General features: G+C 38.4%; 10 protein-coding genes and 2 tRNA genes. 6 read left to right on the plus strand and 6 right to left on the minus strand.

The window, feature by feature from the left end; genetic code table 11:
- The first annotated feature begins 17 nt into the window (after positions 1-17).
- The 3 genes from U859_RS0121680 to frr all read left to right on the plus strand — a co-directional run bounded on the left by U859_RS0121680 (position 18) and on the right by frr (position 4,737).
- A complete protein-coding gene (locus U859_RS0121680) occupies positions 18-3,287 on the plus strand; it encodes a carboxypeptidase regulatory-like domain-containing protein (protein ID WP_025145389.1) in 3,270 nt (1,089 codons plus the stop codon).
- A 139-nt stretch (positions 3,288-3,426) separates the two neighbouring features.
- Positions 3,427-4,131, plus strand: coding sequence for a UMP kinase (pyrH, locus tag U859_RS0121685; protein ID WP_025145390.1), 705 nt, complete (start codon positions 3,427-3,429; stop codon positions 4,129-4,131).
- A 42-nt stretch (positions 4,132-4,173) separates the two neighbouring features.
- Positions 4,174-4,737 carry a ribosome recycling factor gene (frr, locus tag U859_RS0121690; protein ID WP_025145391.1) on the plus strand — a complete coding sequence of 188 codons (564 nt, stop codon included), beginning with the start codon at positions 4,174-4,176 and terminating at the stop codon, positions 4,735-4,737.
- 58 nt (positions 4,738-4,795) lie between these two features.
- On the opposite strand, the gene U859_RS0121695 is transcribed toward frr, so the two are convergent.
- Positions 4,796-5,812, minus strand: coding sequence for a LacI family DNA-binding transcriptional regulator (locus U859_RS0121695; protein WP_025145392.1), 1,017 nt, complete (start codon positions 5,810-5,812; stop codon positions 4,796-4,798).
- A gap of 480 nt (positions 5,813-6,292) precedes the next feature.
- Here U859_RS0121695 and U859_RS0121705 point away from each other — a divergent pair, with 480 nt between their 5' ends.
- Together U859_RS0121705 and U859_RS0121710 are read left to right on the plus strand one after the other, a co-directional pair.
- Entirely contained in the window at positions 6,293-7,519 is a 1,227-nt protein-coding gene (locus tag U859_RS0121705; protein ID WP_025145393.1) for a hypothetical protein, read from the plus strand.
- Entirely contained in the window at positions 7,516-8,298 is a 783-nt protein-coding gene (locus U859_RS0121710) for a hypothetical protein (RefSeq protein WP_025145394.1), read from the plus strand. Before U859_RS0121705 ends, U859_RS0121710 begins: the two co-directional genes overlap by 4 nt.
- A gap of 611 nt (positions 8,299-8,909) precedes the next feature.
- On the opposite strand, the gene U859_RS32070 is transcribed toward U859_RS0121710, so the two are convergent.
- Both U859_RS32070 and U859_RS32075 read right to left on the minus strand, forming a co-directional pair.
- A tRNA-Asp gene (locus U859_RS32070) sits at positions 8,910-9,054 on the minus strand.
- 71 nt (positions 9,055-9,125) lie between these two features.
- A tRNA-Asp gene (locus U859_RS32075) sits at positions 9,126-9,242 on the minus strand.
- Positions 9,243-9,398: 156 nt separating this feature from the next.
- Between U859_RS32075 and U859_RS0121715 the strand changes: the two genes are divergently transcribed.
- Complete coding sequence (locus U859_RS0121715; RefSeq protein ID WP_025145395.1) at positions 9,399-9,875, plus strand: Lrp/AsnC ligand binding domain-containing protein; 477 nt, start codon at positions 9,399-9,401, stop codon at positions 9,873-9,875.
- A 630-nt stretch (positions 9,876-10,505) separates the two neighbouring features.
- Here the strand turns inward: U859_RS0121715 and feoB are convergent.
- From feoB to U859_RS0121730, 3 genes are all read right to left on the minus strand, one after another.
- The gene (gene feoB, locus U859_RS0121720; protein WP_205314428.1) at positions 10,506-12,620 is read right to left on the minus strand and encodes a ferrous iron transport protein B; all 2,115 of its coding nucleotides are present in this window, start codon (positions 12,618-12,620) and stop codon (positions 10,506-10,508) included.
- Positions 12,621-12,625: 5 nt separating this feature from the next.
- Entirely contained in the window at positions 12,626-12,841 is a 216-nt protein-coding gene (locus U859_RS0121725; RefSeq protein ID WP_025145397.1) for a ferrous iron transport protein A, read from the minus strand.
- 97 nt (positions 12,842-12,938) lie between these two features.
- Complete coding sequence (locus U859_RS0121730) at positions 12,939-15,710, minus strand: outer membrane beta-barrel family protein (protein ID WP_025145398.1); 2,772 nt, start codon at positions 15,708-15,710, stop codon at positions 12,939-12,941.
- Between the last annotated feature and the right edge of the window lie 223 nt (positions 15,711-15,933).

The raw sequence follows: 15,933 nt of genomic DNA on the forward strand, positions 1-15,933 counted from the left end.
ATAAAAAACATGAACTAATGAAAAAATTGTTACTATTATTCTCATTTATGCTTGTGATAACCGTTTATGGTTTCGCACAAGGGGTTACCACTGCATCATTTATTGGTACAGTTAAAGATCAGAAAGGGGTTATCCCTGGCGCAACGGTTACCGCCATACACATTCCCTCAGGTACAAAATACTCCACCCTAACCAGGGCCGATGGTAGGTACAACCTGCCCAACGTACGTGTTGGCGGACCATATACCATTAAAATTAGTTATGTTGGTTACAACGAACTGGTTAAAGAAAACCTGAATACCACTATTGGAGAAGACTTAAGGGTTGATGCCTCGCTTACCGAAACCTCGCAAAACCTTGCCGATGTGGTGGTAAAAGGAACGCAGGACAAGGTGATCAACTCCTCACGTACCGGCGCAAGAGAAACCATTACCAGGCAGCAGATCGATAATTTACCAACCATCAGCCGTTCGTTATCCGATTTTACCAAATTAACGCCATCAGCAAACTCAACAACCGTTGGGGGTTTGAGTTTCGGTGGCAGAAGTGGTTCTTACAACAACTTAACAGTTGATGGTGCTCTGTTTAACAACTCCTTTGGATTATCGGGCAGTTTGGGTGGACAGGCGAATTCTCAACCGATCTCATTAGATGCGATTGAGCAGATCCAGGTAGATATTGCCCCTTACGATGTCCGTCAGGGATCTTTCACCGGAGCAGGTATCAATACCATTGTAAAATCAGGAACAAACGATTTTAAGGGATCGGCTTATTATTATACCAGGGGAACTGATTTGACCGGATACTCTGCCGGGGTAACCAAAATACCTGTTGTTGATTTTAGCTATAATCAGCGTGGTTTAAATATCGGCGGACCGATTATTAAAGACAAATTATTTTTCTTTGTTTCGGGTGAACAGGAAAGAATCAGTACACCTGCAACATCTTTCGTAGCATCAAGGCCAGGCTTATCAGGAGCAAACGTTTCGACAGCAGATGCTGCAACATTGGATAAGTTATCGAACTATTTAATGAGCAAGTACAACTATGCAACCGGTCCTTACGAAAATTATCCTTACAAAACACAGAGTGATAAAATCACGGCTAAAATAGATTGGAACATCAATGCCAATAATACCTTAAGTGCAAAATATTTCTATCTGAAATCGAACAGACAGGTTGTTGCCAGTGGCTCGGGCATTCCGGCAGGCCTAAACGGTAGCCGCTCACCTTCATCAACCTCTATGCCTTATTTCGGCTCGAGTTATACCATCAATAATAACTTTAACATCGGTATTGTGGAGTTAAACACCAGGATCGGCAACAACATGTCGAACAAATTAACAATGGGTTATTCAGCATTGAGAGATTTCCGTGATTCAAACGGTTCCGAATTACCAATGGTTGATATCGGTAATGGAAACGGCGGCATCTTAACCAGTTTTGGTTACGAGGTTTTTACTGCTAACAACCTGTTAAACTCCGACATTTATCAATTCTCGGATGATTTCTCGATTTATGCCGGTAAACATGAAATTACTATCGGTACGAGCAATCAGTTGAACAAATTCCTGAATGGTTTTGCTCCAAACTATAACGGCCTGTATTATTTTAAAACAGCTGATGATTTTATTAATAACCAGCCCGCGGTAAGTTATTCATATCGTAACTCGGCATTGGCCGATGGATCATTTCCATTCGCAAAAATGTCGTCGTATAACCTAAGTCTATATGCACAGGATAAATACCAGGTGAGTGATAATTTCAAATTAACCTATGGTATCCGTGCCGATTATACTTATTTCCCTACCAAACTAGATCCAAATCCAAATTTGGCAGCATTAACCTTCCAAAATGGTTTGCAGGTAGACATTTCTAAATTCCCGAACAAAAAATTATTGTTCTCGCCCCGCGTAGGCTTCAATTATGATATTTTTGGCGATAAAACTACGCAGTTACGAGGTGGAACCGGAATTTTTACCGGTCAGGTGCCTTATGTTTGGATCTCTAACCAGGCCTCTAACACCGGAACATTATTCAGCTCCAGCACTGTTTCAACTGTTGGTGATCCACGTTTGATTTTTAATCCAAATGTAAATGCCAACCGCCCTGCTCCTGGTACCGCTGCTGCCAATACTTCTTATGAGGTAGATGCGGCTTCAAAAGATTTTAAATACCCTCAGATCTGGAGAACGAATGTTGCGGTTGACCAAAAATTACCAATGGGCATCATTGCCACTTTAGAAGCATCGTATACTAAAGATATCAATGCGGTAAACTTCTCTAACGCGGCATTACCGAACAATTCAACAGGCTTAATTACCCTTCCTGGAATTGAAGGACAACAGCGTTATACCGTAAAATCTACACAGACAGGTACTACGGCAGCAAATCCATCGATTTCGCCATTCATTTATATGCAGAATACCAAAAAAGGCTATTCATACTTCATTACCGGTCAGTTGCAAAAATCTTTTTTCAATGGTTTTAATGCCAGTGTAGCCTATACCTACAGTCAATCTAAATCTGTAAACGACGGCGGTTCTACTGCAAGTTCAATCTGGTCGCAAAGGGCAATTGCAGGCGATGCAAATTCGGACGTTTTGGCCAATACCAATTTTATTCAGCCAAACAGGGTTATTGCTTCATTAAGCTATAAAAAAGAGTATTTTAAACATGCCGCTACCACAATTGGTTTAATCTTCGAATCGGCCAATAATGGTGCATTCAGTTATGTTTCATCTGGGGATATCAATAACGATGGCGGCGCGAACGATTTAGTTTATATCCCACAAAGCAAAGGCGATATTATTTTGGTTCCTGATTTTGTTGGCGATACCCGCACCCAGGATCAGATCTGGAACCAGTTGAATGCCTATATTACACAAGATAGCTACCTAAGCAAACACAGGGGTGAATTTGCAAAAAGAAACGGTGCCATCATGTCGTACTTTAAAAGAGCAGATTTACACATTGCACAGGATTTCTTTGTTGGTCCGAAAGGAAAAAGAAATACGCTTCAGTTTACACTGGATATCATCAACCTTGGTAACCTTTTAAACAGCGATTGGGGCTTATATCAAACACCAAATATCCCATTATCAACTTACAATACCGCTGTATTGCTGGCCTACAAAGGTTTAGATGCTACTACAGGGAAGCCTACTTATTCATTCCCATATCAGGATAAGGCCAATTTAACGCCATATACCACAACGTATAAAAATATTACCGATCAGATTTCGCGTTGGCAGGCACAATTTGGTGTGCGTTACATTTTTAATTAATTCACAATCCATATCTTTCCATTATAAAAGCTCCGTAACAGGGGCTTTTATTGTTTGGGGATAAAATCCAATAAACAATTTACATCAATTATTAAAAAGCATAGCTCGGTATTAAAAAATTGTTGATATTTTTGAGGTCATGAAATACAAGCGCATCCTACTAAAGCTTAGCGGAGAATCGCTAATGGGCGACAAACAATACGGTATTGATAATGATCGTGTTAAGCAATATGCAGAAGATATCAAAGCAGTACACGATAAAGGTTTAGAAATTGCTATCGTAATTGGAGGAGGAAATATTTTTAGAGGCCTAAGCGCCGAAAAAAGTGGGATGGATAGGGCTCAGGCTGATTACATGGGCATGCTGGCAACAGTAATTAACTCTATGGCCTTACAGGATGCCTTAGAGAAAGTTGGCATCAAAACACGTTTGCTTACCGCCATTAAAATGGAGCAGATCTGCGAACCATTTATTCGCAGAAGGGCCGTTCGCCACTTAGAAAAAGGCCGTGTGGTTATTTTTGGTGCAGGTACCGGAAACCCATATTTCACTACCGATTCTGCAGCAGCTTTACGTGCAATCGAAATTAAAGCCGATGTGGTTTTAAAAGGAACACGTGTTGATGGAATTTATACCGCAGATCCTGAAAAAGATCCTTTAGCTACAAAATACGGAGAAATTTCGTTCAGAGAAGTGTACGATAAAGGCCTTAATGTAATGGATATGACAGCTTTTACCCTTTGTGAAGAAAACCAAGTGCCAATTATTGTGTTTGATATGAACAAACATGGTAATTTTATGAAAATTGCCAATGGCGAACCAATTGGAACCCTGGTAAAGTAAGCATTTAAAAAAAATATTATTTTTGTAGAAATACACACGATTATGAACGACCTCATACAATTACAATTAATGGATGCTCAATCTGCAATGGATAAAGCAATCGATCATTGTGAAGCTGAATTAACTAAAATAAGGGCTGGCAAAGCATCAGCTGGAATGTTGGATGGTATCTTTGTTGATTATTATGGTGCCTCTACTGCATTAGCGCAAGTGGCCAGTATCAATACACCTGATGCAAGGACAATTGTAATCCAACCTTGGGAAAAATCACTTTTAACAGTGATCGAAAAGGCCATACAGGTAGCCAATATTGGTATCAATCCTCAAAATGATGGTATTGTGATCCGTTTGGTGGTACCTCCTTTAACCGAAGAACGTAGAAAAGACCTGGTTAAAAAAGTAAAAGAAGAAGCCGAAAGAGGCCGTGTTACGGTTCGTAATATCCGTAAAGATGCCAATACCAAAATTCAAAAATTAAAAGGCGAAGGCGTATCTGATGATGAAATTAAAACTGGTGAAGGCGAAGTACAGAAATTAACTGATGCCTACATCATTAAGGTTGATAAACACGCAGAAGCGAAAGAAAAAGATGTAATGACAGTTTAATCTGCGTCAAAAATCATGATAAAGGGAATAGGATCTAAATCTATTCCCTTTTTTAATACTATTTTTTTGAGCTCGAGGCCCTCACATTTAATACAGTGGGAAGCGATACCTGGGCATTTTCAATATTTCTACCTGCCTTTTTAAGCTTATTCAATAAAATTTTCATAATATTCTCTGCAATGGCTTCAAGCGGTTGTGCAATCGCCGTAACGGGCGGCTCGCAGAACTCCAGGATCTCGAAATCATCAAAAGATACCACTGCAAGGTCTTTATGAATCTGGATACCTTCTTTTCTAAAAGTCCTTAAACCATCTAAACAGATATAGTTGGCCGCAAAAATTACCGCATCCAGCTGTTTTTCTTTTTTGAAGAATTTCACCATTTCCTTAATCGACTCAGCAGAATTAACATAGCTGATCTTTTTTACAATGGCTGGCAGTTTATGTTTTTCTACCGCAGTTTCATAACCCGATAAACGATCGACCATTTGCTGCTGAACAGTATCTATCGTAACAAAACCTATATTTTTATATCCATTATTAATCAGGTGCTCGGTGGCTTCGAAAGTACTGTTTTTGTTATCGATAATTACATAATCGGTTTTTACATCCTGTACGTAGCGGTCGAATAAAACTACGGGCGCATCTGTTTGGATCAGTTTTTTAACCTCCTCTTCCAAACCTTCGGGCAGTGCCATAATATAGCCATCTACATGCCTGTCTTTAAAAATCTGCAACAGTTCTATGGCTTTTTCAGTATCGTTACGGGTACTGCTAAAAAGAATTTTATATCCAAGGCTCGAAGCAATTTCATCAATACGGCGTGCTATGCCCGCAAAAAAAGGTTCAGAGATGTCATCAACCAAAAAACCTATAATTTTTGTTTTCCCAGTCCGTAAACTCGTGGCAAGGGCATTAGGCTGATAGTTTAATTCGGCAACCAGATCCAAAACCTTTTTGGTAAGCGACTCGCTGATGTTCTTCTCTCTCGCTTTTCCATTAATTACGAACGATACGGTTGTAATGGAAATATTTAATTGTTTGGCGATATCTTTTATGGATACTCGTTTTTTCATTACAGGCATTACACAGTTAGAATAAATTGAACTGGTAATATAGGAATATATCTACAAAAATATAATCGATATTGAAAAACTAAAGGTTAATCATTAAGGTATTATGAATCTAAAAACTTTTTAAACCCCATTTTTTGGCTCATTTTGTTTTTTTAGCTCTTCTAAAATTGCCTTAGAATATTTTGCATTTTTTCCAGATGATCATATATTGCCTGTATTCCTTTGGTTTGTTCTTGTTCATTCTGAATTATGATTTCAACTTTCCAATACCATACTACTAACTGTCTCAATGCAATAAACACCAAAATTGCTATTCAGATCTCAAAAACTATAATTTTAATTTATATGTCAACTACTTTGGAATTTAACAAGAGTATATTGAACAAGGATGCAACAATATGTTAACGAAAAAATAACAACTTGAGTCTGCATTTACACATATCTTAGTGCAATCAATTCATACAAATCTTATATTAAAAAATGAAAAAAATTATCGCTTTAATGCTCAAAACATCAATGCTTATGTGTTTGATTCTCTCCCTATACTCTTGCAAAAAGGGCGCAGACGGTAGTAACAATGCCCTAAACGAAAAGGAAGTGCTTCAACTGGTCGGGTCAGCAAAAAAGTTATACGAAATGAAAGTAACAGATGCTCCAACAAGCCGCTTTACCGTGGACTGGAGTAATTATGTATTTGAAGGAGATAGTATCTTGGTTGTCAAAACAAAAGGTGTAAGTATTGCCAGCGCTGGTCGCAATAAGGACAGTGATGTGGCTATGGTGTCCGGCGTAATTTTTAAATTAAGGGATAAACAGATAATACGTGTACAAAAAGTAGATTTTTTTGGTAAACAATCTGTAGTTAAAGATAAGGGGCTAAAGATCTTGGCATCATTTAACAAATTGAAGTCCGGAAAATCCGACATCGCTGATGGAATTTTTCTTCAATATAGCGCCAAGCACAATATGAATGTTGCGGGCTTTTCTATTAAAAACGGAAAAATTGAAAGCAATAGATATATAGCAGTGCGAAGAATATTAAGCCTAAACAATTCAATTGGATCTAAAACAAATGCCCGTGTTTCAAATTTTTCCAATAAATTAATGAACGGATATGGTACTTCTAACTGCGAACCAGTATATCTTTATATCTATGACAAACAAACAGGGAGGATTATTTCTCAGACGTGGCTATATGATGCCTGTGAAGATCAAACTGATCCAGAGGCTACGAACCCAAACCCTCCATCTGAGCCGGATGTAGATCCCTGTGAGAATGATAAGGCTGTAGATGCTTTAAGTTATGAACTTGCTGGTGATAATAACCTGATCGTGCTTGATAATGAAGCAGCTGGAGGTACAACAAGAAGCATGATATACCGATGGGTATTTTTAAGAAATTCATTGCATCTTTGGTCATATGAGAGCACTGAACGTGGCTTTCATAAAAAGGTAGGAGAAGAATGGCAATGGGATAGATTGGAACATTTAGGAGAAGGCTTAAGCGGGATTACCCCTGCAACAGAAATAACAGTCTCTAATTTTGTTCTTCAGCCTACAATCGGAAAATATTATGCAACAGCGAAAGCTTATTTTAACTTTAAGGCTAAATTGCTCTGCGAGTCAAAATTGAACCCAATTCCTGGTACAAACCAGAATCTTAGTGCAACGTGTGAAGTTTGGTACGTAAACGATATTTTTGAATGAGATTTTTGCTTACCATAATATTTGCAGCAGCATTGCTGACTTCATCATGCAGTATCAATACCAGTCCTGAAATACTAGCTATGACTAGCTACGCAGAAATTGTTGACCGCCATACTGGGGCTATTACACCTACAAATAATGATACTAGTTTAGTTTCCAGACTGGAGAACATGATCTTATACCGTAAAACTATCCGCGGAACTGTGTACAACGAGAAGGCTATTAAGAACGGTGTAATGGAGGCTGGAGATGATCCTGCTACAATATCCTCAAGATCCTTTGAACACCGTTTTTTTATCCATTACATAAATCAAAAGACGGGTATAAGATATGATTCGGTAGGAACAAATGGAAGTAGAAAACGCTTTAATCTTGATTCTCTATTAATGGAAGATCCGATTCTAAAAGGCGGAACGGCTGATTTTGATGATAAAAGCATTTTATTGTCAAAAACCAATACAAAAGAAAGCTATGTTCAGGAAACTTATAAATATACGGCCAATCCAGGAGACAATTATCCCGATTCGACTTATCTGATTTTTGACAAACACTGGAAAAACAAGATTAACTATACATTATCAAAAAATATTGATAGTGTGCGAAAAATGAAGCTTGTTCGTATCAATTTAATTTTTAACCCTATAACCAAAGAGAAAAGTGGCAGTGGGGTAGCAATTCCCAGAAAAGTGATTGACGTGAAAATATTTGAGCCCAATTTAAACAAGCATGATTTATTAGAAATAAAACAGGCTTTTGAAAAATTTAAAAAAGATCAATAAAAGGTTTTTATCAGGATCAGAAAAAATGTCCTTTTCATTCTCTTGATCATTAAACCTATTGACAACTCTTGTTTAAAATTAAATATTTCTTTTACCAAATTAAGCCCGAACATTGTTATGTTTCGGGCTTAATTGGTCGATCTTCTAATTTTGGCAGCTTACATATGTATTTCAGCGAAAGTGTCTCCTTTGATTCGGACCAAACTGACACCAATTTGATTACCGGATGAAGCACTTCTAAATTCTTTCCATCTGAACAATATACACCGTGGATGCAAAATTATTTTTCCTCTGTACTTTTAGGTTTGATCCTACTGCTAGATTTATCCTCAATCCAAACATTTCTAAAGATCAAAATCTTTTCACTTGCACTGGAATGCTTAAAAAAAACGTCTTACCCCTACAAAATAGCTAAACGACTATATTCCATCCCGAATTGTAGATATGCCAACAGGAGTCTTTATATTATGTAGAATTTGAAAGATTGTTCCCAAATATCAGTATCAAAAAAAAATGCCCACTAATCAATGTTAAAGCAGAAAAGTTATAAAAGAAAAAGAGCAACCTATCCAGGATTGCTCAATTAACTAACTTATTATTCATAAAAAATGCTGTTGGGGAAGGAGTCGAACCTTCAAGGGGTAGTTAGCTACAGTTCAAAAAATTAATTTGTGGTCAACCCAATAAACTGCGTTTGTCCCATTATTCCCCACCACCGAGACAAGGAGGCGTGTCTGCCAATTTCACCACCCAACATTTCAAAAGTTAACAGTCTTCAATTTCCAATTTTCAGTTTTAAACTGCTAACTGTAAATTGCCAACTGAACTGGCTGTAGGGGAAGGAATCGAACCTTCAAGGAGTGGTTAGTACTGTTGCCAGTATATTCCCATTATTCTCCGCCACCGAGACAAGGAGGTGTGTCTGCCTGTTTCACCACCCTACATTTTATTAAACAATTTTGAAAGAACGTTTCCTTTTTGTTAATTGCTTGATACAAATGTAAAGGAACATCCAATACCTTGCAAATATTTTAAACATTTAATTTTATTTTTATAATATTGATAAATATTTGTAAATTCGCTTATCATAATTCAAAAATATGCTTAAAAAAGACAATTCCAATTTAGAAATTGACAACCTCGACATCGATATATTGAAACAATTGATGCAGGACGCGACTAAACCCTATACGGAAATCGCTAAAGATCTGATTGTTTCGGGCGGAACGATACATGTTAGGATGAAGAAATTACAGGAAATGGGCATTATAAAAGGCTCTCACTTAATTATCGATCCACAGAAGGCTGGTTATGACATATGCGCCTTTTTGGGTATCTATCTCGAAAAAGGAATCCAATATAAAGATGCAGTGGCCCAGTTGAGCAAAATTAAAGAAGTGGTAGAGCTCCATTATACTACGGGTGCTTACAGCATGTTTGCCAAAATTATTTGCAGAGATACAAACCATTTGCGTCACGTTTTAAACGAAGAAATCCAGGCCGTTAACGGTATCCAACGTACGGAAACTTTAATCTCATTGGAAGAAAGTATTAAGCGACAGATTGAGTTGGGATAAGCGGAAAGGTTAAAGCTGAAAGATCAAAGACTAAAGCAGAAAAGAAGTTATAAAACTAAGATCGGTGCAATCCAAAAATCTGTGTAATCATACTAAAGGAAAAAAGACTAAAGCCTAATCTTATTTAGAATACCTGAGCTTGGATGGCCTTATATGTCTTATATGGTAAAAATTTAAATAAATTATTAAGGATTATTTGGAAATGAGCATTCAGTAGGGTTTCGGGAACAGCAGTCCCGTTATCCGCTATAGTCCTGATGAAAAATCAGGAGCTGCCGCTACTACCGGGTTTATAAACAAAGACTTGTGCAGATAAGCACCCAATCTATAATAGCTACACTTACCGGGCCACCTAGACCCGATTGGAGTGAGCATCCCGACATTTCAGTCGGGATAAAACGGAAAGCGGGAGGAAACTTAAATAATTGCACCTGACCTGCTCTTCTAATCATGATAATATTTTAACAAGGCTTTCGACTACGCTCAAGGTTACAAACGCTTTAAATGAATCATTTTTGAGGGTCAGCAATTAACATGCATCTACGATACAAAACTTTTTATTGCATTAAGATTTCAAACCAAGGAGGGAATGACGATAACTTAGAAAATAATCTCCGAAAAAATACTGTCTTATTTCAACAACTGATAAGCAACCAATGCGGCGATATAGGCCATGGCTGTCATGTAAGCCAATTGAATTACCGGCCATTTCCAACCTTTGGTTTCACGGTAAACAATGGCTACCGTACTCATGCACTGCATAGCAAAGGCATAAAAAAGCATCAGCGAAATGCCCGTAGCAAAAGTATAAACAGGCAAACCCGTAAGGCTGTTTTTAGAAGCCGACATACGCTCCCTGATGGTGCTGGTATCTTCATCGCCACCATCAACACTGTAAATGGTAGCCATGGTACCTACAAAGGCTTCACGGGCCGCAAAAGAGGTAATTAAACCAATACCGATTTTCCAATCGTAACCCAACGGACGGATGGCAGGCTCAATGGCATGACCGAGGATGCCCACATAAGAGTTTTCCAATTTCTCTGTAGCCACCAAAGTTTTAATATGATCTGTATTTTTGGTGGTATCGGCTAATGCCTTTTCGTATTTTTTATCGATGTTTTCGAAACGGTTTCCCGGTCCGAATGAGGCCATTACCCATAGAATAATGGAAATGGCAATAATTACCTTACCGGCTTCGAAAACAAAGGTTTTCGATTTTTCGTACATGGTATAAAAAACGTTTTTCCATCTTGGCATACGGTAAACCGGCAATTCCATAATGAAATACGATCTTTCTTTGGTTTTAATGATAAATTTCATTACCCAGGCCACCAATACCGCAGCAATAATCCCAACCAGGTACATCACCATTAACGCTAAACCCTGCATGTTAAAAATACCCAACACCGTTTTAGACGGGATAATTAAGGATATAATCAAAATATAAACCGGGAGCCTTGCCGAGCAGCTTACCAATGGGGTAACCATGATGGTAATCATCCTGTCTTTCCAGTTTTCGATATTTCTGGCGGCCATAATAGAGGGGACAGCGCAGGCCAAACCACCAATCATCGGCACTACCGACTTTCCGTTAAGACCTACCTTGCTCATCACTTTATCCATCATAAAGGTAACACGGGCCATATAGCCGGTATCTTCCAAAATGGATATAAAAGCAAAAAGAATGGCAATTTGCGGAATAAATACAAAAATACCGCCCAAACCAGCAATTACACCATCTAATAACAAATCGGTGAGCATACCAGCCGGCAGGTATTCGTGACCTATGCTGGTAATAAAACCAAATCCGCTTTCAATCAGATCCATAGGATAAGATGACCAGGCAAAAATGGCGTTGAAAATAACAAATAAGATTAACAGAAAAATGGCGAATCCCCATATTTTATGGGTAAGGATACCATCTAATTTATCGCTGAAAGAAAATTTCTTTTCGGTGCCATTATCCACCACCACATCAGACAAAATAGTGCTGAGGTGTTTATAACGTGCAATAGTTTCGGCAGCCTGAATTTTAGAAGACTCGAAATGGTGTGATTGCTCTATCTCCTCAATTTCTTCCTGTTCTTTTTCAGTAAAAAAAGTAAGGTATTCGTGCTGGTGCAATACCTGTAATGCATAATAATCATTATCAGAATTGAGTTTCGATTTGATGGCATTAATGGCTTCTGGTGCCAGAAAATTTACATCAACATCCTGAAACTGGGTGGCAATTTTATTGGTATTGGCAATGGCCTGTTTTAACTTATCGATACCGATGTTATTTCTCGCTGAAATGGAAACCACCTGGATGCCCAGCTTTTCTGCAAGTTTATCAAGATCAATTTCAATTCCCTGCTTTGCAGAAAGATCGATCATATTCAAAGCCAAAATCATAGGGATACCCAAATCGGCCACCTGCGAATACAAAAGCATGTTACGCTTTAGGTTGGAAGCATCAGCAATAAGTACAATTACATCAGGATGGCTGTTGTTATTTTTATCGGCAAGCACCTGAAAAACGATACTTTCGTCAGAACTTTTGGGATATAAGCTATAGGTTCCGGGTAAATCGATAATTTCGGCTTCCCTACCGCCAGCAAGTTTTGTAAAACCAGTTTTCTTATCAACAGTGATACCTGGAAAGTTTCCTATTTTTTGATTTAACCCTGTTAAACGGTTAAATAAAGTAGATTTACCTGTATTGGGATTACCAACTAACGCAACTTTAATATCCAAACCCAGCTTATTTATTGTATAATGATCACATCGGCCTCACTTTTACGCAAGCAAAGCTGATAACCTGCAACACGGATCGCCATTGGGTCGCCCAGTGGAGCAAAACGCTCAACTTCTACCACCTCGCCCGGCAAGCAGCCCATCTCCATTAACTTTACAGACATATCTAAATCCGTAAATGCTACAATTGTTCCTTTTTCTCCAATTTTTAGGTGCGACAGCTTCATGTGCTAAATTTGGCGCAAGTTACCCTTTCTTTAGATTTATTCCAAATAAGATAGCCAATATGAATGTATAAATTACACAGCTTGACGCTTAAATGATCTAGTTTCTTTGCCTGCCTCGGCCAAAGCCTCCACCGCCGTTACCACCACGATTTCTACCACCTTCTTCTCCACCCCTAATCCTGTTTTTACCACCCATACGGTTTAAGGAATAGGTAAATGAAAACATAAAATAACGCTGCAATACGTTATAACTTACATCCTGAATAGTATTGTTATTGGCTGTTCGGCTCACACCCTGGTTTTCGTTCAGCAAATCGTTTACAGCCGCTTTAAAGGTTCCCCTGTTTTTGAAAAACTGTTTGCTGATGTAAGAATTAACGAGTGTAAAATGGGTATCAAAAGCTTCACCCCTGCCGGTATTCTGGTTGTAATCAGCATCAACAGCCCAGCGGATATCGCCAGGAAATAAATAGCTTACACTGATATTGGGACTGAAAGTATAAAAACGGGTATTGGAATTTGGCTGCACAGAATAAGTTGCGCGGTTTATGGAACCATTTACGCCTGCGGTTAAATCGAGTTTATCTAAATTGGAAACCAGACGGTAGCCATTGGTAACGGACCAGCTGTTGGTGATATTTTTTAAGGAATTGGTAAAGTTTACATCGCGGTCGTAATTACCGCTCACATTGATATGGAAATTTAACTTGTTCTCTGCCATAATCGGTAAACTTAATGAAGATGAAACAGATCCTGAATATACGCCGCTTACGTTAACTGGTGTAACCGCCAATTTACCCTGATCGGGACCGGTTTGGATTAAACTGGTGCTGTTTGCAATGCGGTCAGAGGTTTGAGTAAGGTTTAAATTCACAAATAACGACCTGTTTTTCCCCACAGTAAAAGTATTATAAGCAACGCGGAGGGTATTGTTGAATTCGGGTTTCAGGTCGGGATTACCAACCGGAATACTTTGCGTATTTGTATTGTTCCGGATGGGCTGCAATTGCTGAATGGTTGGCTGATTGGTACTTCCCCTGTAGTTAAACACCAGGCGTTTACTGTTGTTAAAATTATACCTGAACATGGCTGAAGGGGTGTAATTGAAGACATTCTGTTTGAGCACGTATCCAGCACTGATGTTGTTATTGGTCCTATCGGTATTTTGAACGGCCATCCCAACGTTCCAGTTGTATTTTTTGGCCATTTTATTAAAGCTAAAACCTGTAGAATTGGTTAAAATGGTATTTTCGTAAGCGTTGCTAAAGGTTTGATCCAATAAATCGTATTTTAAAGTTGCAGGATTAAAATTGTACGTAAACCGATCGGATGTATTGTGGTTATAGCCATTTTGATAATTAAACTCGATACTTAAGGTTTTATCCAATGGCTCAGTATATACCAGGCGGCTATTTTGGTTGATTGATTCACTTTCCTGGTCGTTAAACTGATTAGTAGTTTTTTGGGTAGTAATGCCGTTTTCTACCCTTGTTTCAGGGTTTGTATTGTAGTTATCCGCATCATTATTATTGATACTCGTGCTAAAATTTAATGATAGCGTTCTGCCTCTGCGCATAAATTTTTTCCGCAGCAAAATGTTATTGCTGATGGATGGCGCCGTATTATGATTCCTGAGCGATTGCGTACCATTGATCATATACGTTTTATAATCGCGGGTATATATACTATTGTTTAAACTCTCGTTATCAGTATAACTTAAATTGGGTTGTACTTTAAGTGAGGTTAAGGAATCGAGTTTGGTATCAATCATAAAGTTTAAACGGTGGTTTAAACGGTCTGAATTATTAGTCTGGTTATTATTAAAAACCGTGGTTACATCACCTAACAGGTTTTGGGTTACGCTGTTCCTGAGGATGAGGTTATCAGATTTATTCACAAAATAACTCAAACTCACTTCTGTCTGATCGGCATATACATCCGAGAAATTAAATCCACCGGCCTTGGTATCGGTAATTCCACCACGACCGCCATTGCTCCCACCGTTTCCGCCACCTAAACCGCCGCCAAAATTCTGTTTGTTTACATTATTGAACTGTGCAATTACACTCAGACGCTCATCCTGGTTAAAATGGTTGATGTTCGCGTTCACATCGTAACGATCATCAGAACCATAACCTCCGGTACTGTTTCCAAAATAACCGTTCTTTTTGTCTTTTCTGGTGGTAATGTTAATGATTTTGGTCCGCGAGCCATCATCAATACCTGTAAACTGTGCCTGATCGGAAAGTTCATCAATAATCTGGATTTTATCAATCATATCAGCCGGAAGGTTTTTAGTGGCCAATAAAGGGTCGTTGCCAAAAAACTCTTTACCATCAACCTTTACTTTAGTAATGGTTTCGCCCTGCGCTTTTACCGTACCAGCTTTATCAACCTCTACTCCAGGCAATTTCTTCAATAAATCTTCTACCACGGCATTTTCTACCACCTTAAAAGAGCTTGCATTAAACTCGAGGGTATCTTTTTTTACCACAATCGGTGGAACTTCGGCTTTAATATCAACCGTTTGAAGATCGATAGCGCCACCTTCCAAAACAATATCACCCAAAGTTATATCAGTTTTATCAGCATCGATGGTAAAATCTCTCGTAGTGTTTTTTAAGCCCAAAAATGCAGCATATAACCTGTAGTTGCCAGGTTTTAGGTTTTTGAAAACAAATTTCCCGTCTTCTGCTGTACTTACAGCACCAACCATGCTCGAATCGCTCAGGTTTTTTACAGCAAGTGAGGCATAATCGATCGGTTTTTTATCTTTTGACTGGATTACCCTGCCGCTAACCGAACCGGTTTTCTGGGCGTAAACATAAAATGATGATAAAATAAGAAAAAGCGTAAAAATTTGTTTCATTCGGTTAGTTTGATTGTCGAAATAAAGACTACCGGCAGTTATAAAGGTTTATTTTTACTTTGGTAACATTTGAAATACATAATTGTCGATTGTACATTTAATACAAAAGATTGAGTGTTGCTCTATAAGACAACAAACAATAGGAAAAAGTTGTAAAACAGAAAAGTCCCGGTTAAACCGGGACTTTTTATATCATATCGATGCTTGGTGGGCCACTGACCAT

This window comes from Pedobacter jeongneungensis (assembly GCF_000633455.1).
Classification (GTDB): domain Bacteria; phylum Bacteroidota; class Bacteroidia; order Sphingobacteriales; family Sphingobacteriaceae; genus Pedobacter; species Pedobacter jeongneungensis_A.